Origin of the sequence: uncultured Eudoraea sp. (assembly GCF_947258525.1) — a bacterium.
Lineage (GTDB): Bacteria > Bacteroidota > Bacteroidia > Flavobacteriales > Flavobacteriaceae > Eudoraea.
In genome coordinates, this window is the sequence record NZ_CAMYIP010000217.1 from 1 (window position 1) to 25,255 (window position 25,255).

Annotated in this window: 28 protein-coding genes and 1 pseudogene; 8 read left to right on the plus strand and 21 right to left on the minus strand. The window is 36.5% G+C overall.

Going from position 1 to position 25,255, the window contains the following annotated elements:
- A pseudogene (locus Q0X89_RS16770) lies at nucleotides 1-268 on the minus strand (sensor histidine kinase); the annotation flags it as partial.
- A 213-nt stretch (nucleotides 269-481) separates the two neighbouring features.
- Between Q0X89_RS16770 and Q0X89_RS16775 the strand changes: the two are divergent.
- Both Q0X89_RS16775 and Q0X89_RS16780 read left to right on the plus strand, forming a co-directional pair.
- Nucleotides 482-988 (plus strand): vWA domain-containing protein, encoded by a 507-nt coding sequence (locus Q0X89_RS16775; RefSeq protein WP_297696317.1) that lies wholly within the window; start codon nucleotides 482-484, stop codon nucleotides 986-988.
- Nucleotides 989-990: 2 nt separating this feature from the next.
- Nucleotides 991-1,677 (plus strand): hypothetical protein, encoded by a 687-nt coding sequence (locus Q0X89_RS16780; RefSeq protein WP_297696319.1) that lies wholly within the window; start codon nucleotides 991-993, stop codon nucleotides 1,675-1,677.
- A 61-nt stretch (nucleotides 1,678-1,738) separates the two neighbouring features.
- Here Q0X89_RS16780 and Q0X89_RS16785 read toward each other — a convergent pair whose 3' ends face one another.
- On the minus strand, nucleotides 1,739-2,734 hold the full coding sequence (locus Q0X89_RS16785; protein WP_297696321.1) for a type IX secretion system membrane protein PorP/SprF: 996 nt from the start codon (nucleotides 2,732-2,734) through the stop codon (nucleotides 1,739-1,741).
- 121 nt (nucleotides 2,735-2,855) lie between these two features.
- Here Q0X89_RS16785 and Q0X89_RS16790 point away from each other — a divergent pair, with 121 nt between their 5' ends.
- From Q0X89_RS16790 to Q0X89_RS16810, 5 genes are all read left to right on the plus strand, one after another.
- Entirely contained in the window at nucleotides 2,856-3,758 is a 903-nt protein-coding gene (locus Q0X89_RS16790; RefSeq protein ID WP_297696382.1) for a NifU family protein, read from the plus strand.
- 68 nt (nucleotides 3,759-3,826) lie between these two features.
- On the plus strand, nucleotides 3,827-4,027 hold the full coding sequence (locus Q0X89_RS16795) for a dodecin family protein (RefSeq protein WP_297696323.1): 201 nt from the start codon (nucleotides 3,827-3,829) through the stop codon (nucleotides 4,025-4,027).
- 143 nt (nucleotides 4,028-4,170) lie between these two features.
- Nucleotides 4,171-6,204 carry a thioredoxin domain-containing protein gene (locus tag Q0X89_RS16800; protein WP_367177072.1) on the plus strand — a complete coding sequence of 678 codons (2,034 nt, stop codon included), beginning with the start codon at nucleotides 4,171-4,173 and terminating at the stop codon, nucleotides 6,202-6,204.
- A 63-nt stretch (nucleotides 6,205-6,267) separates the two neighbouring features.
- Nucleotides 6,268-7,086: a mechanosensitive ion channel domain-containing protein gene (locus Q0X89_RS16805; RefSeq protein ID WP_297696327.1), complete on the plus strand. Its 819-nt coding sequence runs from the start codon at nucleotides 6,268-6,270 to the stop codon at nucleotides 7,084-7,086.
- A gap of 60 nt (nucleotides 7,087-7,146) precedes the next feature.
- The gene (locus tag Q0X89_RS16810; protein ID WP_297696329.1) at nucleotides 7,147-7,803 is read left to right on the plus strand and encodes a hypothetical protein; all 657 of its coding nucleotides are present in this window, start codon (nucleotides 7,147-7,149) and stop codon (nucleotides 7,801-7,803) included.
- A 16-nt stretch (nucleotides 7,804-7,819) separates the two neighbouring features.
- Here the strand turns inward: Q0X89_RS16810 and tsaB are convergent, their stop codons facing one another.
- The 18 genes from tsaB to cyoE form a co-directional block, all read right to left on the minus strand.
- Nucleotides 7,820-8,332 (minus strand): tRNA (adenosine(37)-N6)-threonylcarbamoyltransferase complex dimerization subunit type 1 TsaB, encoded by a 513-nt coding sequence (tsaB, locus tag Q0X89_RS16815; RefSeq protein WP_367177074.1) that lies wholly within the window; start codon nucleotides 8,330-8,332, stop codon nucleotides 7,820-7,822.
- On the minus strand, nucleotides 8,319-8,525 hold the full coding sequence (locus tag Q0X89_RS18115; protein WP_367177073.1) for a tRNA (adenosine(37)-N6)-threonylcarbamoyltransferase complex dimerization subunit type 1 TsaB: 207 nt from the start codon (nucleotides 8,523-8,525) through the stop codon (nucleotides 8,319-8,321). The genes tsaB and Q0X89_RS18115 overlap by 14 nt, the downstream gene beginning before the upstream one ends.
- A gap of 75 nt (nucleotides 8,526-8,600) precedes the next feature.
- A complete protein-coding gene (locus Q0X89_RS16820; protein ID WP_297696331.1) occupies nucleotides 8,601-9,941 on the minus strand; it encodes a TolC family protein in 1,341 nt (446 codons plus the stop codon).
- A 50-nt stretch (nucleotides 9,942-9,991) separates the two neighbouring features.
- A complete protein-coding gene (locus Q0X89_RS16825; RefSeq protein ID WP_297696333.1) occupies nucleotides 9,992-11,131 on the minus strand; it encodes an efflux RND transporter periplasmic adaptor subunit in 1,140 nt (379 codons plus the stop codon).
- A 38-nt stretch (nucleotides 11,132-11,169) separates the two neighbouring features.
- Nucleotides 11,170-12,441: an ABC transporter permease gene (locus tag Q0X89_RS16830; protein ID WP_297696335.1), complete on the minus strand. Its 1,272-nt coding sequence runs from the start codon at nucleotides 12,439-12,441 to the stop codon at nucleotides 11,170-11,172.
- Entirely contained in the window at nucleotides 12,434-13,666 is a 1,233-nt protein-coding gene (locus Q0X89_RS16835; protein ID WP_297696337.1) for an ABC transporter permease, read from the minus strand. Before Q0X89_RS16835 ends, Q0X89_RS16830 begins: the two co-directional genes overlap by 8 nt.
- Nucleotides 13,659-14,360, minus strand: coding sequence for an ABC transporter ATP-binding protein (locus Q0X89_RS16840; protein ID WP_297696339.1), 702 nt, complete (start codon nucleotides 14,358-14,360; stop codon nucleotides 13,659-13,661). Before Q0X89_RS16840 ends, Q0X89_RS16835 begins: the two co-directional genes overlap by 8 nt.
- 95 nt (nucleotides 14,361-14,455) lie before the next feature.
- Nucleotides 14,456-15,568 carry an efflux RND transporter periplasmic adaptor subunit gene (locus Q0X89_RS16845; RefSeq protein WP_297696341.1) on the minus strand — a complete coding sequence of 371 codons (1,113 nt, stop codon included), beginning with the start codon at nucleotides 15,566-15,568 and terminating at the stop codon, nucleotides 14,456-14,458.
- 31 nt (nucleotides 15,569-15,599) lie between these two features.
- On the minus strand, nucleotides 15,600-16,859 hold the full coding sequence (locus tag Q0X89_RS16850; protein ID WP_297696343.1) for an ABC transporter permease: 1,260 nt from the start codon (nucleotides 16,857-16,859) through the stop codon (nucleotides 15,600-15,602).
- 12 nt (nucleotides 16,860-16,871) lie between these two features.
- Nucleotides 16,872-18,116, minus strand: a complete 1,245-nt coding sequence (locus tag Q0X89_RS16855) for an ABC transporter permease (RefSeq protein WP_297696345.1) — start codon at nucleotides 18,114-18,116, stop codon at nucleotides 16,872-16,874.
- Between the two features lie 110 nt (nucleotides 18,117-18,226).
- Nucleotides 18,227-18,439, minus strand: a complete 213-nt coding sequence (locus tag Q0X89_RS16860; RefSeq protein WP_297696348.1) for a hypothetical protein — start codon at nucleotides 18,437-18,439, stop codon at nucleotides 18,227-18,229.
- 26 nt (nucleotides 18,440-18,465) lie between these two features.
- Nucleotides 18,466-19,005 (minus strand): DUF420 domain-containing protein, encoded by a 540-nt coding sequence (locus tag Q0X89_RS16865; RefSeq protein ID WP_297696350.1) that lies wholly within the window; start codon nucleotides 19,003-19,005, stop codon nucleotides 18,466-18,468.
- Nucleotides 18,998-19,720: an SCO family protein gene (locus Q0X89_RS16870; protein ID WP_297696352.1), complete on the minus strand. Its 723-nt coding sequence runs from the start codon at nucleotides 19,718-19,720 to the stop codon at nucleotides 18,998-19,000. Before Q0X89_RS16870 ends, Q0X89_RS16865 begins: the two co-directional genes overlap by 8 nt.
- A complete protein-coding gene (locus Q0X89_RS16875) occupies nucleotides 19,720-20,352 on the minus strand; it encodes a hypothetical protein (RefSeq protein ID WP_297696354.1) in 633 nt (210 codons plus the stop codon). Before Q0X89_RS16875 ends, Q0X89_RS16870 begins: the two co-directional genes overlap by 1 nt.
- Before the next feature lie 73 nt (nucleotides 20,353-20,425).
- Complete coding sequence (locus tag Q0X89_RS16880; RefSeq protein ID WP_297696356.1) at nucleotides 20,426-20,809, minus strand: cytochrome C oxidase subunit IV family protein; 384 nt, start codon at nucleotides 20,807-20,809, stop codon at nucleotides 20,426-20,428.
- Between the two features lie 55 nt (nucleotides 20,810-20,864).
- Nucleotides 20,865-21,839, minus strand: coding sequence for a cytochrome c oxidase subunit 3 (locus Q0X89_RS16885; RefSeq protein ID WP_297696358.1), 975 nt, complete (start codon nucleotides 21,837-21,839; stop codon nucleotides 20,865-20,867).
- A gap of 99 nt (nucleotides 21,840-21,938) precedes the next feature.
- The gene (locus Q0X89_RS16890; RefSeq protein WP_297696360.1) at nucleotides 21,939-22,520 is read right to left on the minus strand and encodes a cytochrome c oxidase subunit 3; all 582 of its coding nucleotides are present in this window, start codon (nucleotides 22,518-22,520) and stop codon (nucleotides 21,939-21,941) included.
- A 5-nt stretch (nucleotides 22,521-22,525) separates the two neighbouring features.
- Nucleotides 22,526-23,425 (minus strand): heme o synthase, encoded by a 900-nt coding sequence (cyoE, locus tag Q0X89_RS16895; RefSeq protein ID WP_297696363.1) that lies wholly within the window; start codon nucleotides 23,423-23,425, stop codon nucleotides 22,526-22,528.
- 141 nt (nucleotides 23,426-23,566) lie between these two features.
- Between cyoE and Q0X89_RS16900 the strand changes: the two genes are divergently transcribed.
- Complete coding sequence (locus Q0X89_RS16900) at nucleotides 23,567-24,475, plus strand: MBL fold metallo-hydrolase (RefSeq protein ID WP_297696365.1); 909 nt, start codon at nucleotides 23,567-23,569, stop codon at nucleotides 24,473-24,475.
- Nucleotides 24,476-24,539: 64 nt separating this feature from the next.
- On the opposite strand, the gene Q0X89_RS16905 is transcribed toward Q0X89_RS16900, so the two are convergent.
- Nucleotides 24,540-25,244, minus strand: a complete 705-nt coding sequence (locus Q0X89_RS16905; RefSeq protein ID WP_297696367.1) for an energy transducer TonB — start codon at nucleotides 25,242-25,244, stop codon at nucleotides 24,540-24,542.
- Nucleotides 25,245-25,255 lie beyond the last annotated feature (11 nt).

Below are 25,255 nucleotides of genomic sequence, written 5' to 3' on the forward strand. Positions count from 1 at the left end.
CGTATTGCCTGTGATATTGATACACTTCCCCTAGATTTGACAGTGCCAGGGCGAGTTCTTTCTTATCCGGGTTTTTACCAAGACTACCAATTGCCTGTGCAATGAAATCAATGCTTTTCGCGATATCCCCTTTCTTGTAGAATTTCGCGGAATCTAGGTAAACCTGATAGGAATTCTCATCAGTATCCTCAGCCCTCTTTTGTGACTGAGAAAAGCCCACAAAAAGGACAAGATTGAAAACCAGAAACAGGATTCTATTCTTTTGCATGATTTGCATTTATAAGGATAAACTTACTTGATTTATACGGTATTAAAAAATACCGTTATTGCAAATCCCGCTCTGTTTATACCTTAATAACAGGCTATGCGCAATCATTATACCATTTCACTCACTAAGAGGTTCATTTCCCTCATTCCTTATTTTTTGTGAAAAAGATCAGACCTACATTTAACCCATATTTCTAATTAAAAAAAATACATTATGAAAAATTTAAAGGACATTATCGGCATTATATTTATAAGTCTGACTCTTGGAACGGCTTTGGGGTATGCCTCCATAAGCAAGGAGAAAACAAATAACTCTGAGGCGGAAAAATTTTTGATTGACAAAAAAGATAAAGACAACAACATTGTTAAAATCGCACTGCTTCTAGATACAAGTAATAGTATGGATGGATTAATTAATCAGGCTAAAGCACAACTATGGGATATTGTAAATCAATTCTCTTATGCAAAATGTGGAAATGGACACAGACCTGGTTTGCAAATTGCGCTTTACCAATATGGAAATGACGGACTATCTTCAAAAGAAGGTTATATTCAACAGGTTATTGGATTTAGCAGCGATCTGGATGAGATTTCCGAAAAACTTTTTTCACTCAGCACAAATGGCGGGGAAGAATATTGCGGGGAAGTTATTCAGACTTCATTACGTCAGTTAGACTGGGGAAAGAATCCTGATAACTTAAAAATGATCCTGATAACTTAAAAATGATCTTTATCGCGGGAAACGAACCTTTTACTCAGGGAAAACTAAATTACAGAGACGCTGTTACTAATGCCAGAGAAAAAGATATCATTGTAAATACCATATTTTGTGGCAACTATCAGCAGGGGATTAATACAGATTGGAAAAAGGGCGCTACTCTGACCGGCGGAGAGTATATGGCCATAGATCACAATAAGCAAATTGTTCATATAAATACTCCATATGACGATGTTATTATTAAATTAAATTCAAAATTGAACAGCACTTATATATCGTATGGTGCCATGGGAAGCGCAAAACTGCAATTGCAATCAAGACAGGATGATAATGCCATGGAAATGGAAGAGGCCGTGGCTGTAAAACGGGCAGTTAGTAAAAGTTCAGGGATGTATAATAATTCAACCTGGGATCTGATAGATGCCTCTGAAGATGAGGAATTTGATGTGGCGTCAATTAACAAAGAAGAACTACCCAAAGCCCTTAGAGATAAGTCGAAAGCAGAACTAAATGCGTTTATAGGTGAGAAAAAGGCGGAGAGAAAAAAGATTCAAAAGGAAATAAAGGAACTAAATGCCAAACGCGAGAATTATATTAGTAAACATGCCCAACAAGAAAAAGGAGAACTTGAAAATGCTATGTTAAATGCTATAAAAAGACAGGCTGAGGCAAAAAATTATAAATGGGAATAATAAACTTAAATTGCAGTTCTATTAGAAGTGGGTTTAACAATAAAACTTGTGAAGCCCATTTTTAGTTTGCGCTTGGACAGAAACAGTCGTATCTGTTTTCCCGCGTGGGTCCAAAATCATAACCCAGGGTAATCTGGTGGAATCCGCCATTGTCTAATCTAATATCTCCGGATTGGTAAGAATAGTTGTAGGAGAACATAAATCTGTTATAATTGATGCCTACGATTGGTGTAAACAGTTGAAGCCTTTGTTCACCAAAAGTACCATCAACCTGGAACTGGGCACCATCAAAACTCCTTCTGTAAGAGAGACCTGCCCAAAGGGTACCCCAGCTCATTTCTCTATAAACTTTGGCATTAAGGTCTACTGTTTTCTCTTCTGTAAAATCTGTTAATTGAAAAAGAATAGAAGGTTCAACCTTCCACAATCCTTTTCCAAATATGTAGCCAGCATTTATTAAATACCTCCTTAAATTATCAAATTCAATAGCTGTATAAAGGTCCCGTCCGGTACCCAAAATGTTTAAAGCTGCGAAATTTACATAGAATTCCATGTAATTGTAGGACATCCCTAAGTCTAAATTAAAATAGCCAACACTATTTTTCCCTCCTGTAATAATTGGATCCGGGATAACCGACCGGAATTCTGTTTCATCAAGACTACTCTGAATAAAACCTGCACTCAATCCAAATGACAACTGATTTAATATTCTAATTTCGGGCCCTAACTGCAAATGATGTGCGTATGTTAGCTTAGCACCTGTTTGAGAGTGATAACCATTGGCATCGTTAAATATGATAACACCTACCCCACTTGAACTTTCAGGAATCCTGTAGTTTGCGCTAAGTGTCTGTAAACTTGGAGCCTCATCTACACTAAACCATTGCTTTCTGGCTGTAAGTCTTATTTTACCGCCTTCGCTAATACCCGCCATTGAGGGGAATACCAGATAATAATTGTCTGCTAAATAATCAAAATAAACAGGAATCCCCTCCTGTGCTGTTAAAGAGCTAGAAAAAGCTACATATGTAAACAAAATCAACAGGAGTTTTCTCATCTAAGAATAGGGCGTGTTTAATGCAGTTTCGTTCAAATATAAAGTATAACGGATGAAATACAACATTATTATATATGCGCAGGAAGGGAAAATGGTTGTATTTTTGCAGAAAACAAAACTGATGAAAGAATACGTAATTACCGTGGTAGAAACAAACAACCCTGCTATTTTAAAATTTGAGACTAACCATTTTCTTACGAATGGTAGTAATTTTGAATTCAAGAATATTGATGAGGCAAAAAATTCTCCACTGGCACAACAATTATTTTACCTTCCATTTGTAAAAACCGTATATATCTCAGGTAATTTTATCGCCCTGGAGCGCTTTGATATAGTAGATTGGCCATCGGTTAAGGATGAGGTAGCGCAACAATTGGTTGAATATTTAAACGCCGGGGAACCAATTGTTAATGAAGAAGATGATACGAAGAAAGTGGCTATAACTATATATGCCGAAATTACGCCGAATCCGGCTGTAATGAAATTTGTCGCGAACAAGAAAATTGTTCCTGCTGTTTATGAATTTAAAAATCTTGATGAGGCAAAGGATTCTGATCTAGCCAAAGAGTTATTTCACCTGCCCTATGTTAAAGAGGTTTTTATGGATGAAAACTATGTTTCCGTTACAAAATATGAGGTCGCCAGCTGGGATGAGATTACCATGGAACTTCGCGAAATGATTCGAAATTTTATCGCTGATGGAAATGAAGTAGTCTCCAGCAAAGCAGCTGCGGTTAAATCTCCAGGATCTTCTAATGCACAATTAGAGAATGAAACATTGGATAATACTTCTCAGGAAATTATTAATATTCTGGAAGAATACGTAAAACCTGCGGTTGCCAGTGATGGCGGAAATATACTTTTCCAGTCCTATGAAGAAGATAGCAAAACTGTAAATGTTATTCTCCAGGGTGCCTGTAGTGGATGCCCCTCTTCTACCTACACCCTTAAAAATGGAATTGAAACCATGTTGAAAAATATGCTGGGAGATAAGGTATCTGAAGTGGTTGCCTTAAATGGATAATTAAACCCGAATCTATTGTTCCCTGGCTATTAATTTGCTATCTTATCGTAAAACAAAAAACAAGTATTATGTCAGTTTTAAAAGTTATTGAAGTATTGGCAAATTCCAATGAAAGTTGGGAAGACGCTGCTAAAAATGCTGTTACTCATGCATCCAAATCCGTCAATAATATACGTTCAGTATATTTAAATGAACAAAGTGCAACAGTGAAAGGTGGTAAAATAGACGACTATCGAGTAAATGTTAAAATTACTTTTGAAGTCAAGTAATTATTCAGAAAAATTGAAAAGCGCCTTTGAGGCGCTTTTTTTATGCTCTGTAATTAGTGGTAACTTTGTATATGTTCAGGTTCAAATACACATTATTAGTAGTATTAGTTACCTTAAACGGTTGCTCTCAAAAAAAAGATACCATGTCACATAAACATACGAATTCCCTAATAAATGAAAGCAGCCCTTATTTGTTACAACATGCTCATAACCCTGTAAACTGGGAACCCTGGAGCACTGCTGCGCTGGAAAAAGCCAAAAATGAAAACAAATTAGTGCTAATAAGCATTGGTTACGCTGCTTGTCACTGGTGCCACGTTATGGAAAAAGAATGTTTTGAGGATGAGGAAGTGGCAAAACTGATGAACGAAAATTTTGTCAATATAAAAATTGACAGGGAAGAACGTCCTGATATTGATCATTTATATATGGATGCCGTTCAAATGATGACGGGAAGAGGTGGATGGCCATTGAACGTTGTTACTTTGCCAGACGGGCGTCCGTTTTGGGGGGCCACTTATGTAAATAAAGAGAATTGGATGAAAGTCCTGAATGAACTCACCAGACTTTACAAGGATCAGCCTGAAAAGATCATTGGGTATGCCAAGGACCTGGCTGAAGGTATTAAGGCAATTAATCTTGTTGAGATTGCTCCTAATTCTCAGATTTTAACAGAAGATCAATTAGATAATTCAGTTAAGAAATGGACTCGCTATTTTGATCATAATTATGGAGGCTATAATAGAGCTCCCAAATTTATGATGCCAGGTAATCTTGATTTTTTACTGCATTATGCCACATCCAGAAAAAATGATGACCTCATGGAGTATATCAATTTAACCCTCACGAAAATGGCTTATGGAGGAATTTTTGATCATTTAGCCGGTGGTTTTTCAAGATATTCTGTAGACGGTAAATGGCATGTCCCACATTTTGAAAAAATGTTATATGATAATGGTCAATTAATTAGCTTATATTCCAAGGCATATGCCTTAACCCAAAATCCATTATACAAGAAAGTAGTGGAAGAAACAATTGCATTTATTAGCTCGGAGCTCATGGATAGTACAAATGCGTTTTACGCTTCTTTAGATGCAGATAGCCTTAATGAAACAGGGGAATTAGAGGAAGGTGCATTTTACGTTTGGCAAAAAGAGGAATTGCAAACTTTGCTTGCTGATAAATTTGAGCTTTTCAAAGATTACTATAATATAAACGACTTTGGCCTTTGGGAGCACGGTAACTATGTATTAATAAGGAATAAACCTGAAGAGGCCATAGCCAAAAAACACAAGATCTCTGTTTCTGAAATGAATGAAATCATTTCAGATTGTAAAGATATCTTATACAATGCCCGTAAAAATAGAAACCGCCCAAGATTGGATGACAAAATCCTTTGTTCATGGAATGGTTTAATGCTAAAGGGGTTGACAGACGCCTACAGGTTCATCAAAAATGATGACTATCTGGATATGGCTTTAAAAAATGCCAATTTTATTGAGGCCACCTTTTTTAAGAAAGATGGCAGCCTATACCACAATCATAAAGACGGTAAGAGCACAATCAATGGGTATCTGGAAGATTATGCAACTGTAATAGATGCATTCATTGGACTTTATGAAATTACCTTTGATGAAAATTGGCTTAACACCGCAAAAAAACTAACGGATTATTGTATCACTAATTTTTCTGATAAAAAAAGTGGTTTGTTCTTCTTCACCCCAAAACAAGATTCTTTTGTCATTAGAAGAACCATAGAAAAGGCAGATAATGTAATCCCATCGTCAAACTCCATTATGGCTAAAAACCTATTTAAATTATCAAGGTTTTTCCCGGATGAGGCTTACGAAAACATAGTAAGAGAAATGGTTATGAATCTGCAACAAAGTTTTGAGAAGGATACTGCCAGTTATGCTAATTGGCTTCATCTGGTTTTGTATTTTCAAGAACCTTATTATGAAATAAGCGTAGTTGGTGAAGACTACTTAAAAACAGCTAGTAGGATGCAACAAAGCTATTTACCCAATGTTATTTTTGCAGGTGCTAAAGAAGAAAGTGGTCTATCATTAATTCAAAATAGGTTTGTGGCCAATAGCACACTTATTTACCTTTGTGAGCATGGCTCCTGCAAGTTACCAACTACAGATATTGAGTATGTTTTAAATCAACTTAAATAAGTTTTACTAATTCTATATCTTTTGATTGAATTTCTTAATAATATTGTATAAAAAATAGAACAAATGGAAAATTTATCCAACTACGATCAATACCTGACTATGGCTATTAATTGGTTTTGGGATTTTGCCCCAACTTTTGCCTTTACGCTAATTATTTTAGTAGCGGGTTTATGGTTTATAAGACTAATTAACCGGTTTGTACGTAAGTTTTTTGAAAAAGCGGATTATGACCCTGCTCTTGAATCCTTTCTAATGCAGATAATAAGTGTTGGTTTAAAAGTAATACTCTTTGTGGCTGTAGTAACGCAGTTAGGGGTTAAATCTTCATCACTACTCGCTGTTTTGGGATCTGCCGGACTAGCTATTGGCCTGGCCCTGCAGGGCTCTTTGGCAAACTTTGCCGGCGGCATATTAATACTATTTTTCAAACCATTTAGGGTAGGAGATTGGATTTCGGCACAAGGTGTGGATGGCACGGTAAAGGAAATTACCATTTTTACAACAAAACTGAATACCTTTGGAAATCAGCTGGCAATTATTCCTAATGCCCAACTTTCCAATAACAATATTATAAATTTCAATGCTGAAGAAACAAGGAGAGATAAAATTGATGTAGGAATCAGTTATGGCTCTAATATTAAAAAAGCTAAGGATATCTTGCTAGAAATATGTCAGGAAAAAACAACTATTCTAAAAGATCCCGAACCACAGGTATTTGTTGGAGAATTAGCAGATAGTTCTGTAAATCTCACCTTGCGTTTTTGGGCTAAAAATGAAGACTTCTGGGAGGCTCATTTTTTTGTAATGGAAGAGCTTAAGAGCCGTTTTGATAAAGCGAATATTGAAATTCCATTTCCACAAAGAGTGGTGCATAAGGCTTAATACAATTACATAAAATGACAGTAATTTTGTATCTTTAATTGAACACAATATCATGTAGATATGAAAATCTTACAACTTCTGTTTTTTGGCATTTGCAGTATTGGATTTTCACAATATAATGGGAATGCACTAATTTTGAGTCATGGCCAATTGGAATTAACTTTTTATGAAGCACCAACGGTCGGTTCTCAATACATCAATGAAATTTATCAAGAAGCCACTGCGATTATAGACAGTTCAAAAGTAGAAAAACGGTTAATGCGCTACAATGCATATACTGATGAGATGGAGTTTTTGAGTAAAGAACAGAAACCACTTAGACTGCTTAAACGTGAAAATATTGAAGTTATCTTGAATGGAAAGAAGTATCAGGTATTATACTATTACTATAAAAATAAAATAGCTAAAGGTTATTTTATTCCACTTAATGAAGGCGAAGTTGTACTGTATCTCCAACCTAAGAAGCGCTTAACAAGGGCAGAAGCACCGGGAAACGGCTATGATGATCTTACTCCTGCAAAGTACGAGAACAAATTTGAATACTACTTAAAGAAAGGAGACAAACCAATTACAAAGATTGAGATTGGCCGAAAAGATATCCTAAACCAACTAGGAGATCGCAAAGAGGCTATTAAAAGTTTTATAAAAGAAAATAAAATTAAGCCCAGGAAGGTAGAGGATGTGATAGAAGTATTGAACTATTATAATGGAGTGTAAATAATTTATTTTTCTGTTACTTTTTCTTTTGTTGAATTACAAAATCCTTTAAATAATCAGGTTCAAAGTAAGCAGTGTTTATAAAGTTCTTAGACTTAAATTCTTTAAAAGACAGTGAACACATTTCTTTGGCTGAAGGCACAACTGATTCATCAAAAACAAAGTTCGGATGTTTTAATATTTCCCTGCTTTTAATGGCTCCACTGCCAATAATATATACCCTACCCTGTTGTATGAATTCGTCATACATATTTGGTTGAACCTCCTCTACCCTGGTTTCCCTTATCTGCTTATAATCAGCATTAAACACAGCAGAATAAACCTCCATACGCCTGGCATCCAGAACCGGAATCACAATTCCTTCCTTCAGCGTAAGTTGAGATACCATACTTTCTAAAGTAGAAATTCCTATTAGAGGTATGTCCAGTGCAATACGAAGCTCTTTGGCAGCAGAAACACCTATTCTCCACCCTGTATAAGAACCAGTTCCTTTACTAACGGCTATGGCATCCAGGTCAGTAATAGATATTGACGGCTATGGCATCCAGGTCAGTAATAGATATTGAAGCCTCTTCAAGTGCTTCTTTTATAAAATGATGTAAGTCTTCAGAATGGGAGTAAGACTTATTATTGGCCTCTTTTAGCGCAATCATACGACCATCTTTTGCAATGCTTACAGAGCAATTTGTGGTCGCCGTTTCAATGTTCAAAATTATTGCCATGACTATTGAGTAAATATAGAAAGACCTGTTGGGTATAGACAACTCAACAGGCCTAATCTAAAACTTATTTTGTATTTAATCAATTACTATGGGTAAGCCAAAGTAGAATTCCAATACTTTTATTCTAAAAACGTAATCATATTTGGTACGTATTACTTCGGCTTCGGCATTGTCTAATCTTGCCTGTGCCTGGCTATAATCAAAGGAATTCATAATACCAACATCAAATCTTTCTTTGGAATAATCCAAAGCCAATATTCTGGCCTCCCTGGTCTTAAGGGCGGCATCATAAGCTTTAGAGCTGTTAACCACATCAACATAAGCCTGATTTATATTGGTTTCCAGATCTAATTTATTTTGTTCCAGATCCAATTCGGCCTTTTTGACATTAATTTGTGACCGTTTAATATTATTTCTTGTACTCCAGCCATTAAAAACAGGTATATTTATTTGTGCGCCAAAAGCGATACCATCATTTATCCATAATTGATCCTTAAAGGGGATTACCTGCCCGGTTATGGGATCTAAAAACTGATCAGAGTATCGGGTATTGTAATTAAAAAATGCACTTAGTGATGGATAAGCCGCACCCTTAGCAAGAGCTAAATCTTTCTCAGCCAATTCTACACTGGTCTCAAAAAACTTGGTTTCATACCAATAACTCAAAGCTTTATCAAAGATAGCCTTCGGTGAATTTTTCAAAATTTCCGCTGCAGGCACCTCAAAATCTACCTCTGAAATATCAAAGTTTTCATAATCCGTGATCTGAAGCAATTGTGCTAAACTAATACGGTTTATAAGCACATCATTATCGGCATTGATAATTTGCTGTTCCCGGGTTGCCGCAGTTGCCTCAATTTCCAATAAATCCCCTTTCGCGACTACACCTGACTCAACTAATTCTCTGGTTCTAATTAAATCCTGTTCTGTAACCGCATAAAGTGCCTTGGCAACTTTTGCAGCTTCCTTACTAGACAATATGCTTAAATAGCTGATGGCTACGTTTAATCGAATATCATTAACAAGATCGTCTAGACGATATTTATTTGCTACTGCGTTAAGTTTAGCCCTGTTCAGTCGGTGTACATTTCTAAGTCCGTCAAATAAAAGTGCGCTAGAGGTAATGCTACCCGAAGAGGTTATTTGAGTAGTGTTCACCGGTTGATTATTGGTAGGATCAAAAGACAGACCTGTATTGCTTTGGCCATTCAACGCTCCATTCAAATCAGGCAGAAAGGCACCTATAGCATCCGATTTATCAATGGTGGCATTTTCAAGATCCAATTCGAATTGTTGAATGGAAAGATTATTCTCTACTGCGTATGTAACGCATTCTTCGAGTGTCCATATCTTTTTCTGTGCCATAGTCATACCTATCGCGCATAAAACTAAAAGAGCAGTTAGTTTAAATTTCATCTGTCGTTTTTTGATAATTATAATTGATTGACTATACGTTTTAAACTTAATTAGGCCTCTTCTTCTGTATCTTCCTCTTCATCTTCGCCCTTTTTGATCGGTTCTGTTTTATTCCAGACCTTTACTTCATCTTCTTCTGTTATGCCCGAAATAATTTCCACATTAACCCCATCCGAAATTCCTATTTCAACCTCTTTACGCTCAAATTTCTGATCGCCCACAGCTACTTCAACATAGGGTTCATCTGTTTCCTTATCAAATTGCAGAAGGGCTTCAGGTATTACCATAACACTATCTTTCTTCTCAAGCACCAGGGATGCGTTAGCACTATATCCTGCCCTGATCATATAATCTCCTTCAACAACCACATCACCTTCTATTTTAAATTGTACCGCGCCGGATTCCTCTATGCCTTTTGGGGCGATAAATTTAAGCTTTGCTTCAAATTTTTGATCGTCAATGGCTCCCAAACTAATTTCGAGGGGCATACCTATCTCTAGTTTTCCCACTTCTCCTTCATCAACTTTTCCTTCAAAAATCATCTTACCTAAATCGGCAATCGTAGCTATAGTTGTTCCGTCATTGAAGTTATTACTCTGAATTACCTGATCTCCTTCTCTTACAGGAATTTCCAACAATGTGCCTGCAACGGTTGCCCGAATATTAGTGTTGGCACTTGTAGATCCGCCCGCAGAACCTCTTCTGATAATAAGATAATCTGAGCGTGCATTATCTAATTCCTGAATTGCCTGGTCATATTGCAATTGCAAAGCATTAAAGTCCTGGCTCGATATAACCCCTTTATCAAATAAGGATTTATTCCTTTTGTATTCAATTTCCACATTATTCAATGCAATTTCTGCATTCCTTACCCTTCCACGGGCCTGATTCAAGGCTTGTTCATTGGGGACCACTTTTATAACAGCAATTAAATCACCGGCCTTAACCTGGGCACCTTCTTCCAGGTAAATTTTATCAATAATTCCAGAAATCTGAGGTTTGATCTCAATCTCGTCTTCAGGAATTACTTTTCCTGTTGCCACCGTTTTCTTCTCAATATCAGAGGTAAATGGTTTTTTAGTTTCGTACGTTATGGCTGATTTACTATTGGATTTTATAAAAAATGCTGCAGCCCACAGTGCTCCAAGCCCTAAAATCCCAATCAATATATATTTTACAATTTTGTTCATCTTAATCTATTGTGTTAGTATCTAGTTAATGGTTTTGTTTATTCTTCTCTTAGTGCATCAATAGGCTTAATACTCACAGCCCGCTGTGCGGGAATTGAACCAATTAGTGTTCCCAGTATTATCATTATGGCTAAGGCTCCCAGGACAAAAGGTATAGGAACCGTAGGATTGGTATATGGAAAATTAATATCCTTAGTCAGGTTATTGATCAAACTTAATACACCGGCTCCTAATATGATCCCAACAATTCCTGCAATCATTGTTAGGAATACAGATTCTAATATTATCAGTGAACGGACTTCCCTGGGTGTAGCGCCTAATGCGCGGCGAATGCCTAATTCTTTAGTACGTTCCTTTACAGATATCAACAGTATATTACCAATACCTATAACCCCTGCCAGAATAGTTACTACTCCAACAATTAAGGATAAAAAGGTAATCCCGTCCGCAAAACCCATAATTTTACTAAATATTTCACCAAGATTAAAGGCTCCAAAAGCGCGTTCGTCTTCCGGATGTACTTGATGTATACTTCTTAAAACGGATTTAATATCTTTTTCTACCTGAATAACATCAGCATCATCATACGCAGCAATTGTAAAAAACTGAGAATTATCTCCGGTATTATAAAGCTTTTTGAAAGTACTAAAGGGAATGTAGATATCTCCATCCGTCCCAAATGGAGTCGTCTGTGTAAATTTATGCACTCCAACTACCTGAAAATAAACATTCTCAACCCTAATATATCCTCCTATGGGATCTTCATCTTTATCAAATAACTCCTGTTGCGTACGCTCACCGATAACACAAACTTTTCTTGACTGTGCAATATCTTCATCGTTAATGAACCTTCCGTTGTCATAAATTTTTTGGGTCGCGATCTTTGCTATTTCAGGAAAATAACCATATACCGCATAACTATTGGATTTAATTCCCCGTACTGTCAAAGCAGATGCTCCTCCAAAAGCACCTCTCGTATTCACCGGGGCAATATATTGTATTTCGGGAATTCGATTTTTTAGGACCGTTGCATCCTGGACTTTTAGTCGTAACTGTCTTCCGGTTTTAAAACCTGCATAGGGTATACTGGTACTTTGAGACCATGCCCATATACTGTTTTTAGCAACTGTTTCGAAGTTCTTTTCAAATCCGTTATCCATTCCTTTAGCAGCCCCAGCCAGGGCGATATAGATAAAAATACCCCATAAAACACCTATAACAGTAATAATAGTCCTGGTCTTGTTCTTTCCGATAGATCCGAAAATTTCCTGCCAGGTATTTTTGTCAAAAAGAAATCGAATACTATTCATCTCGTAATGCTACTATAGGTTTAATGCGAGCTGCTCTTTTGGCCGGAATATATCCTGCAATTGCCCCAAATAATATTAAAACAAGAGTTGCAATTATTGCCACGGCAGTATTTATATATGGATTTGTTATGAAATAATCTTCAGCCAAAGTCTCTCCTAAAGAGGATAGCAGGGCAATGCCAATTAACATCCCCGTAAACCCGGATACAGTTGTGATAAAAACCGATTCAAGTAAAATTGTACTAATTACGGCCTTTGGAGTGGCACCTAAGGCTTTTCGTATTCCTAATTCCTTTGTCCGCTCCTTAACCACAAACACCATAATATTGCTAATTCCAATTATACCGGCTATTATTGTCCCAAAAGCCACAAAAGCCACGATAATTTGTAATACACGAGCAAATTGCTGATTTTGTTGTAATTGATCTGCAACATTTCTGATGAAAATTCCATTTTGATCGTCTGGACTTATAAATTTCTTATCCTTAAGAAACTTATCCAAATTACGTTCAAACGCCATGGCACCCAAATAACCCATTTCAGGTTTAAAGGCCACAACTATCTGGTCTATTTTATCTGTATTTTTTTCAATTAGTTGCAAGGTAGTATAAGGGATATATATACCACGTTCTTCTCTATCGCCACCATCATCCTGAAAAACACCTATGACTTTAAAAACACTTCCACCAACATCCACGTATTTACCAATAGCATTTCTTCCTTCAAACAGGTCCTGTTCCACTAATCGCCCAATCACAGCATGTTTTGTCTTATTTTTAATATCCTCCACATTCAAGTACCGACCTTTCATTATAATGGTCTTTTCAGCGAATTGGTGACCCCAATCTACCCCGGTAGTGTTATAATTGTCCGATTCTTCCTTATATTTTACTAACCTGCTCCTGGTAATTCGTGGGGTTACATAATCCAGAAACATTGGAAAATTTTTCTTAATATCTGCCAGATCACTATTTTCAAATTCAATGCGCCTGGATGATTTATATCCCTTATATGGGATTGTAGTTTTTCCGGGAAAGAAATAAAGTACGTTGGTGGCATCTTCCTGGAAAAATTTGTCAAAGGTGTTAATTAAGCCGTTTCCAAGACCAAAAAGAGAGACAAAAATTAATATCCCAAGAGCCACTGTAAAACCTGAAAGAAAGGTTCTAAGTTTATTTTTTTGAATAGTCTCAAATATTTCGTTCCAGGTGTCTCTGCTAAACATACTCTGATGCTCTTACTTGCTTTACTTTTTTATCTTCAACTATAACTCCATCTTTAAGGTAAACGATCCTTTTACACATATGAGCTATATCATCTTCGTGCGTTACAACTAAAATTGTATTTCCCTGGTCATTAATCTTCTGTATTAAATCCATAACCTCATAAGATGTTGTGCTATCCAGGGCTCCTGTTGGTTCATCAGCAAGAAGTACTTTTGGTTCCGAAGCCATAGCTCTGGCAATGGCAACTCTTTGATTCTGGCCACCTGAAAGTTCACTGGGTAAATGAGTAGCCCACTCTTTCAGACCAACCTGTTCCAGGTATTTCAAAGCCCTTGCCTGCCTTTCCTTTCTGGGAACTCTCTGATAGTATAAAGGCAAGGCAACATTTTCAAGCGCACTTTTGTAATTGATAAGGTTAAATGACTGAAAAACAAATCCCAAAAATTTATTGCGATAATTAGCAGCCTTGGTCTCATTAAGATTTTTTATGGGTACCCCATCCAGTGTGTATTCACCCGAATCGGCTACATCCAACATCCCCAGAATATTTAACAGGGTGGATTTGCCGGAACCGGATGATCCCATAATTGCAACTAATTCTCCTTCTTCAACGGTGAAATTGATACCCTTTAGAACATGCAGGGCATTGCTACCCATTTTATAGGATTTGTGTAAATCTTTTATTTCAATCATGGTTAGTGTCTTAAGTTATAACTATTCAAACCCGGTAATAGGACAGGCAAGTTGTTAAAATGTTACAAATAATGTTCAAAATATTTTGTTAAAAGCTAGCCTCCAAACTCATCTGGCTTTACTTCATTCCATACTTTTATCTCATCTTCTTCTTCCAGACCGGATTTCACTTCTACGTAAATTCCATCACTTATCCCCAGTTCCACATCCCTTCTCTCAAATTGCTGATCCCCGGTAGCAATTTCCAAAAATGGCTTTTTGGTTTCAGGGTCAAATTGAACCAATGCTTCTTTTATAGAAAGAACACTATCTGCCCTATCCAGAATTATGGAAGCATTTGCACTGAGACCTGCGCGTATAAATACAGAATCTTGTTTCTTCAAGGTTCCTTTAATTTCGAATTGAATAGCTCCGTTTTCCTCGTTGCCCTTTGGGGCTATATAATCGAGAATAGCATCAAAAGTTATATTTTCAAGAGCTCCTACAGTAATTTCCAAAGGGAGATCTTCCCTTATCTTTCCCACCTCAGATTCATCTACTTTTCCTTCAAATATCATTTTATCCACATCTGCTATGGCTGCAATAGTAGTACCTTCATTGAAATTATTACTCTCAATTACCTGATTGCCCACTTCTACCGGTACTTCCAATACCATTCCGGTCACCGTAGACCTGATCATGGTATTTGCAGAATTACCAAAACCTCTGGTGGTGCCCGTTTTAACTATATCATACCTTTTATTTGCGGCACTATAGGACTGCTTAGCCTGGTCATAACTTACCTGTGCTCTTTCCAGATCAACTTTTGAAATTACCCCTTTGTTAAAAAGATTACTCTGCCGATCAAAATTCCGCCGTTGATCATCCAAGGATATTTTAGCCTCATCAATACTGTTCTTAGCATCATTAAGAGCATTAAGGTTTGGAACCACCTTTATTCTTGCCAATAGGTCACCGGATTTGACAAAATCTCCCCCTTCAACAAAAATTTCCTCAATAACTCCCGAAATATTGGGCTTTATAAGTACTTCTTCTAAAGGCAAAATACTGCCGGTGGCCACTGTTTTTTTTATAATAGTTTGTGTAGAGGGTTTCTCTGTTTCATAAACAATAGGATCTTGTTCATTCTTTTGATAGAGGTAGAACATAGCTCCTCCAAAAGCCACAAAAATGACAATTAGAATGATGATAGTTACTGACTTTTTCATTTTTATAGTTTTAATGATTGATGTTTCAAATTTATTCTGCTCTTAAGGCATCTATTGGCTTTACCTTTATTGCACTTTGAGCCGGTATAAAGCCTGCCATTAAACCGGATAATACCAGGATTAACAGCGCAATTGTAACTACGCCCAGGCTAACACTTGGATTCAGAAACATATCTACCGGACCATTAGCATCTAACAGGGCGTTAACTCCATAAATAAATAAAGCTCCAATAATAATACCCGCCATACCGGAAACTATGGTCAGAAAAACAGACTCCATAAGAATCTGCTTTTTAATAGACCAGGGGTCCTCTCCCAATGCCCTGCGTATCCCTATTTCCTTAGTCCTTTCCTTAACGACAATCAACATAATATTACTCACTCCGATTATACCGGATAACAATACCAAAATACCCACAAAATAAGCTATAAAACTCATTGCTCCGAACAGACTTTCTACTCTGTTATACTGCTCATACAGATCAAAATAACCAACAGCCCTGGTATCATCCGGATGGATTTTATGCCTCGTTTTCATTAAATTGACAATATCCTCTTTTAGGCCGGAAATGGAGGCTCCGTCATTGGCTGTAATAGCCATCCAACCAACGTCATTACCCATATTAAATGCTTGCGAAAATGAAGTAAAGGGTACATATATTTCTTTTTGGGCTTCCTCTCCATCCCCATCATTACTATTCTTCTTATAAGTACCCACTACCATAAAATTTACACCTTGTATCTTAATATAACTACCTATGACCTCCTCTTCCTTATCATATAGTTCATTTCTAACTCCGGCACCTATAATAGCAATTTTCCGTTTTTCCTGTATGTCGTTCTGGTTTATAAAGCGACCTTCAGTAATGGTCATAGGATCCTGGTTAATAATCTCAGGATAGTCACCATAAACGTTGTATGCTCCGGTATTTAAACCTCTTACCACATTATTGTCATTCCCAAATCCTCCTAATTGATTTCTTGGTGATATAAACCGTAAATTGGGGATATTATCATTTATACTCCTGACATCTTCAACCTTAAATCGAAATCTTCTTCCAATGGGTAAGCCCATATTTGCCTTTGTAGTACTGCGTGTCCACATAAACATGGTATTCGTTGCAATATCTCCAAAATCTGCTTTTATGCCATTTTCCAGGCCTTTCCCCGCAGACAGTAAAATTATCAGAATGAGTATCCCCCAAAAAACTCCAAAAGCCGTAAGTACGGTTCTGAACCAGTTTGTGGTCAGTACTTCTAATATTTCTTGCCATCGATCTCTATTAAACATAATTCCGATATTTCATTCGTCTCTTAAGGCATCAATGGTGTGAATACTTGCTGCCCTCCAGGCGGGGAAAAATCCTGCTACTGCTCCCGCAAATATCAGCACTAAAACCGTAGAAAGGGCAACATTAAAATTAACAGAGGGATTTAGTATATAATCTACCTCTACATAAGGTCCTACTATTTCCAAAAGCCCCATACTAAAAATTAGGCCTGCAAATCCTGAAATGGCTGTTACAAAAATAGATTCTTGCAAAATCATTCCTACAATCGACCAAGGTTTGGCCCCTAAAGCTTTTCGAATTCCTATTTCTCTCGTTCTCTCTTTTACAACAATGAGCATTATGTTACTTACTCCAACTACCCCGGCAATTATTGTACAAATCCCAACAAACCAGAAAAAGAATTTAATATTTCCGATGAGGCTATAATAGCGTTTTGCTTCTTCCAATGCGCTCCAAACCTGAATTGCACCAGTATCCTCCGGTGCTACTGTATGAGCTTTCTGAAGGTGTGCCTGCAATTTTTCCTTAAATGCCGTAGCCTTAATCACTGCCTGGTCAAAATTTTCCTCCATTGGCAGTGTATAGCTCATGTTATTAATTCTATCTCCTCCATTAAATACCCGCTGTGCAGTAGTTATGGGAATATATATGCGTTCTTCTTCGCGGTCCTCTCTCTCTGAGTATGTTCCAACAATTTTAAATAACACACCGGATATATTTATATACTCTCCCAAGGGGCTCTCAAGATCCTTAAATACATCACGTTTAATTTTATTCCCAATTATTGCAACCTTAGCTGTGGTTACTTCATCCTGATAATTCAAAAATCTCCCTTCAGACATATTTGCATTTTCAATAAACTGAAAATCATAAGAAACGCCTTGAATACCATAAACCAGGGCCTCTTTTCCGTAATTCACCGAGACATTCCGGACAAATATCCTGGGCGATTTATATTCAATTTTATCTCCAAACAGTGCTAGTGAAGATTCATAATTTTCATTTTTAAGTTGAATACTCCTCCCCGGGTTGAGTCCCTTGAATTCCTTGGAAGTAACTCCTGGCCAAACCCAGACACTGGTAGCCGCATCTTCTTCAAATTCATGGGCAACGCCATTTTGCATTCCCTGACCAAAACCTAATAAAATTACCAGTATAAAAATTCCTGAGGCCACAGATAGGCCAGTAAGGAAAGTCCGTAATTTGTTTTTACGGATAGTGTCAAAAATTTCCTGCCATCTTTCGAGATCGAACATGGAGTTGACTAATTAATGATTAATGTTTTAGCATCTTATAAATAAGACTTCCAGAAAAAGTAATTGTTACAGTCAGCACGGTAAAAATTTGTTAAAATTGAGTCTATTTTTTATGATCTCATTTTTCTGTAAACAAAGTAAAAAAGAACCCCCACCAAAATATAAGGAAGCGCCATTAAATATACAATCCCGTTATTAATGCCTTCAGCCATGGAATTATCGTCCTGGCTTTCCAGAACTGCCCTGCACATTGCACATTGAGCTGCTGACAGCCATGGCAATACAAAGAATAAAATTACCAGTATAAAGTCTCTAATTTTCAATCTTCTATAAAGTATAATTTAAACTTTTAATATTCATAATACGGTGAAATCATTAAATAAACAATTACTCCGGAAACCGCTACATACAGCCAGATAGGGAATGTAATTCTGGCTAGTTTACGGTGGCGTTTAAAGTCTTTTAAATATGCCCGGGCATAAGTTTTAAGGACAAGAGGTATTATAACGATAGACAACATAATATGCGAAAAAAGTATAAAATAATACACATATTTTATTGCACCCTCCCCTCCATAAGAAGTGGAATCTGCGGTCATATGATATGCTATGTACATGAGCAAGAAAAGTAAAGATAAAACAATGCAAGCACTCATAATATTCTGATGCAAAGCTCTTTTGTTATTCTTAATGGCCCAAACAGCATATACAAGTAAGATCGCTGTAAGTCCGTTTATAGAGGCATAAATAGGAGGCAGAAATCCTAAAGGCTCAGAATTTGGAATTTTAACACCAAATAAAATTACAACCACTAAGGGAACCAAAATTGATACAACAGTAATTATCCTGTTAAATTTCCGCTCTTCTGCTGTTATATTAGGCTTATTCATTTAAAAGCTTTTTAATGTCCTCTTTTAAAATCGTAATTTCCTGTATTTCTCCTTCTTCATTTACTCCCTGAGATTCGCTAATTGTTCCTTTGTAATAAATAATTGGGTTTCCAAAATCATCGGTTCTCGAACGTAGATAGCCATTTTTGTCAACCAGCGCAAATAAGCCAGAATGTTCAAATCCGCCCGGGACTTCCGGATTTTCCGCTGCAAAAATATTAAATCCGATGTTTGCCAGATCGAATATCGCCTGGCGGTCGCCAGTCATTAAGTGCCAGTCCAAATCATTTATGCCATATTTTTCAGCGTATTTTTTCAATACCCCAGGCGTATCGTATTCCGGATTTATTGTAAACGAGGCAACACCAAAATTATCCAAATCCCTGAATTCTTCCTGAATTTCAACCAAATTGGAGTTCATAACCGGACAAATTGTAGGACATGTTGTGAAAAAAAATTCCACTATATAAACCTTTCCTTCGTAGTCTTTTTCAGAAATTAAGAGACTATCCTGATTTAGAAATTGAAAAGATGGGACCCTTCTTTTCTCGTTATTCAAATAGATAAAATTAAGCGGTTCAGTATCAGTAAGATTCATACGATCATGTTGCGTGATCGTGCCTGTCTTTATCCGTTCAATGATTTTGGGAATAAAAATGATGCCAAAAACCAGGATCACAAGAGATACCCAGACATAAGTGTATTTATTTCTCATTAATTCGTTCTATCTGCATTATTCTTTTTGAGTGCTAAACGGTACTCTGCTAAAATGATTTTGACATCATCTTCCATTTTATTATTAAGTTCGGCAACAGAGGTGGCGTTAAAGCCGTACTTAGTAGTCTCCTCTTCATCATTTGTCCTTCCCCTCAGGTTCTTATCCTTGTCAATAATAAAAACAAAGTGGCTGCCTAAATTTTCATCAAGGCTAAGGTTGGTTTTAAGTGAATTGAATACTGCCCTGATTTTCTCGTCTTCAGTAAAAATAAATTTCCAATTCTTTATATCAGCCAAATCGCCAAGTTCTGCCTTTAATTCCTCAACTTTTTCCTCAGTTCCCAAAGGCATAATCATAACCATTTGAAAATCATTAAACTCATAAAAAGGTTTGTATATTTTCTGATTCAGATTAAATGCATTGCCTTTTTTAAGTTCAACATTATTTCCTAAAAAGCCCAAAATTGTAATCTTATTCTCGAAAGTTATTTTATCTGTATTTTCAGGAGCATCTAAAACGTCCTCAGTAAGTACAGGCAGTCTTCCAAAATTGTTAACACCTGAGGCAAAAAACAAGTAGGCTACTAATGGAAGAATAAAAAGAACGACTAAGACAAATGTCTTTTTCATTGGTCATTATTTAAACATTAAAAAAATAAAAAAGACGGCTGTTATACCGTCTTTATTTGTTGTTAATTCCTTGTTAGAAATTCCATGTAACGTAGCCATCTTTAAAGACATTATAGATATAATCTGCTTCAAACAAGAGGATAAAAATAAGATAGGCCACCAAAAAAATTGGTGTCCATACGATAGCTCTTCGCAAGGAACTTTTCTCATCGCGTAAATGCATAAAATCCCAGGCTATATAATAAGCCTTGACCAGAGTTAGAATTATAAAAATCCAGTTAAGAATTTTCATTCCCAAAAAAGTATTGGCCGTAAGAATATCTGGTTTGGATATACCCAGCCCTACTTCTACAGCAGTAACTATTGTAAGGAAAACTAATACACCCCATATTTTTTGGGTGTTGGATTTAAATTTTATAAGTCCTCTAAAAATCTCCAGCTTGTGCGCGTGTGCCATTTTAAATTGTGTTTTTTAATTCGATATTCCTATATTAATTCTTTGATTCTTTTTATTAAACCAGATAGAAAAAGGTGAAAACAAATACCCAGACTAAATCAACAAAATGCCAATATAGCCCTACCTTTTCAACCATTTCATAATGACCCCTTCTTTCATAGGTGCCAAGGATAATATTAAAGAAAATAATGATATTGATAACTACACCGGAAAATACGTGGAATCCGTGAAAGCCTGTAATAAAGAAAAAGAAATCAGCAAAAAGTCGACTTCCATACTCATTCCTTATTAAGTTAGCCCCTTCAACTACCAATTTTGCATCTTTGATTTTATTTAATGATTCTTCTCTTGTTAATAGTGTTTTTTCTCCTTCAGAATTGATGGTTTCTGTTCTAATCAGAATATTGGGGTTTGATTTTAGTCCTTCTGTAACCTCATTAACCGTATACGAGGGTAGTGCTTCACCCTTATAAAACCACACACCATTCTTCATTTCATGATCAACACGTTCCGAAGGTAATGTTTTGGAAAAATCTGCTAATGCAGCCCTTTCACCGGTATCTGCTTTTACAAATTGCAAAATTCTTCCACCCTTTGTTTCTAAAGCACCATAATCTCCTTTTATGAATGTAGCCCATTCCCACGCCTGTGAACCAACGAATATGGCCCCACCAATAATGGTAAGAAACATATAAATAATGGTCTTATTCTTCATCATTCTGTGGCCGGCATCAACCGCAAGTACCATCGTTACCGAGGACATAATTAAAATAAATGTCATAAAAGCAACGTAGTACATTGGATAATTTCCATGGAAAAATGGAACGTGTGTAAACACCTCATCGGCTATTGGCCAGGTTTCGATAAACTTAAATCTGGAAAAACCATAAGAGGCTAAAAATCCCGAAAACGTCAAAGCATCCGAAACAATAAAAAACCACATCATTAGCTTTCCGTAACTCGCTCCTAAAGGTCGGTTCCCGCCTCCCCAAACGTTTTCTTCTGTACTTGTTGCTACCGTAGAATCCATAAACAAATTTATCGTGTTATAAGAATAATGGCAAATTTACATTTTTTTCAACTATAGAAAAGCCGAATTATGATTCAAATGAAATTTTATATTCAATTATTACCCAAAGAAATAAAAAAACAATATAAGATAGACCCATAAGAGATCCAAAAAATGCCAAAAAGTAATTCCCAGTTCAACCCCCAGCATATTGTTAGCGGAGTATTTATCCTTAATGTTATTGTATAATACTACTAAAAGAGAAATCAGCCCTGCAATAACATGCACAATGTGTACAGCTGCAATTAAAAAAATGTACGACATTGTAATAGTACTGGTAGGCCCGGTAAAATAGTACCCCTGGGCAATAAGTTGAGAAAATCCGAAGAACTGAATAATAATAAATGTAATGCCCAGTATCAGTGTTAATAGCAACCATTTAGTACCAAGGCTGGTTTTATTTGCTTTAATGGCATTTTTAGCAAGGATATAGGTACCACTACTCAGAATTATGATTGCAGTGCTGAATAAAAAGGCCGACGGAAGATCAAAGTCCTTGAGCCAATCTGCACGGGAACTGCTCACGATGTAAGCACTCGTCCAACCTGCAAAACCCATAAGCAGACTTGCTATTCCGAACCACAACATCATTTTCTTTGCCCTGGCCTTCTTTTCTTTATTTGTGCCTTGTGTAAGATCCATCTTAATTATAAAAATTTATCAATAACATAAACCAATTGCATAAGTGTAATGTAGCTTACACTGATTAACATAAGTTTCCTTGCGGATTTATTATCTCTTTTTTCAAATAACTTAAAGCCATAAACCAACATTACCAATCCCAAAATAAGTATTATTACGGCAGCCGGAATAGATAAATGCAATCTCCCTGTTATTCCAAAAGCCGGTATTACCGAGATGATTATCATCCAGATGGTATACATTATTATCTGAATTGCTGTACCCCTATCCTTTTTGCCGGTGGGTAATAATTTAAACCCTCCTTTTTGATAATCTTCATCAAGCATCCATGCCAACGCCCAAAAGTGAGGAAATTGCCAGAAAAATTGTATCATAAAAAGTGTACCCGGTTCTATTCCAAAGCTATTTGTAGCAGCCACCCAGCCTAACATAAAAGGAATGGCGCCCGGAATTGCCCCAACAAAAACGGATAAAGGTGTTTTTGTTTTTAAAGGCGTATATACACTGGTGTAAATGAATATCGATATTGCACCAAACATCGCTGTTTTAGGGTTGAGTATATATAGACTAACCACACCTAAAATTGTCATCAATACAGCCAGCATCATGGCTTTATTAGCAGACATTCTGCCAGATGGAATAGGCCTGTTGCGGGTTCTATTCATCAATGCATCGAGGTCCTTTTCAATAACTTGATTAAAAGCATTTGAAGCGCCTACCATACAGTAACCTCCAAATGCTAATAGCAGAAGTGATATTGGGTTAACCTCATAGGCACCTAATAGGTAGCCGGCTAAAGATGAAAAGACAACGCTAATCGCGAGTCTTGATTTGGTAATCTCCTTAAAATCAGCAAAAGTCAATAAACTTTTTGTATTGTTTGCAGATCCAACAGCCGTCTTCATTTGAAATCCTTAATGTATAGAGCGTGAAGCAATATGTTCACTTTTATGAGGTGGCAAAGATAAGGCCCATTACATTTTCCTGCAACCAAATGTGTTTGTTTATATTATCTTTAAAGTAGTCATTAATAAAAATATAAATCTATGATCTTTTATAAAACTAAAGTCAGGTTTTTGATCTTCATCTCATCTCTTTGTTTTTCATTGTTATCTGCACAAGACCAGGAAATAATTGTAAGCATTGATAAACTTTCTAACGACGTTTACATGCTTACGGGGCAAGGTGGTAATATAGGTATCTATATAGGGCAAAAAAATGTCTTTATGATTGATGACCAATTTGACAGGCTAAGTGATAAAATAAAAGCGGCGATTGCATCACTAACAAATAAGCCAATTGCGTTTCTATTTAATACACATATGCATGGTGATCATACCGGAGGTAACGCAAATTTCAACACAGATCTGACCACCGTGGTAGCTCATAACAATGTGAGAAAGCGTGTAATGGCTAGTCAGCAAAAAAGATTAGATGATAAAAAAATTACCATGGCGTATTACAGTAAAATGTTACCTGAAGTTACTTTTTCGGAGGATATCACCTTTTTTGACAAAGATGAAACGATCATGGCATTTCATGTTCACAATGCACACACAGATGGAGATGCCATGGTCTATTTTGTAAATAATGATGTTATACATATGGGTGACACCTTTTTCGCAGGGAGGTATCCCTATATTGATCTGAAAAGTGGTGGAAGTTTACAAGGTTTTATTGATGCGCATAAAAAAGCACTAATGATAATAAGTGAAGAGACAAAAATTATACCCGGTCATGGAAGACCTTCCACTAAAAAAGATCTGGAAAGTTATGTTTCCATGCTAGAAGATATAAAGACAAATATAATGGCTGCTATTGCAGCGGGAAAAAGTCTTGAGGAAGTAAAAAGTGACAAGAGTATTAGTGCTGCCTATGATAACACACATGGCAATAGCTTTATTAAACCGGAGGTCATGAGGGAGACCTTCTATAAAAGTTTAAAGAACGAATAATCTAATGCAGAAAAAACCCTGACGTTTCGCAGTCAGGGTTTAAATATCTTATTGGTTATTGAGCTTATTGTAATTTAAATGTAATTGGAATACTAAAAGGTACCCTAACCGCTCTTCCTCTTTGCTTACCGGGTGTCATTCTTGGAAGTTTTTCAATAATCCTCAATGCTTCATTTTCCAGATTTTTATCCGGGCCACGGTATCTAATATTTCCTATGCTTCCATCTTTCTGAATTGTAAACATAACATTTACTCTTCCCTGAACGCCCATTTCTTGTGCAATTTCGGGGTAACGGAAATTTTTACGAATATGTTTTTGCATCATTTCATTGAAACATGCTCTTTTATCGCTTGCTCCTTCACAACCAGGAAATATTGGCACATCTTCAATTACTGCAAATGGAACATCGACATCTTCTTCCATTTCATCAACGTCGACATCTTCAACTTCTATAACTTCTTCTTCCTGACTCGTTTCTGTTGATTCAATTACAGTTTCTTCTACTTCTTCCTCATCCTCAACAACTTCAATAACTTCGGGTGCAGCTGGTGGTGGAGGTGGTGGAGGGGTTTTAATCTGTTCTGTCATGGGAACTTCCTCATCCAAATCATCTTCAACATTTAATGAAATATCATATTCATTGGTCTTATCATAAGTTTTCCACTCAAAAGCACCCCAAACAATTAACATAACAACGGCCAATCCTAAAACAAAATATAGTCCACTATTTTTTCTTAAATCGGCTTTCGGATTCTTTTTTAGTTCCATCTTCTCAAATT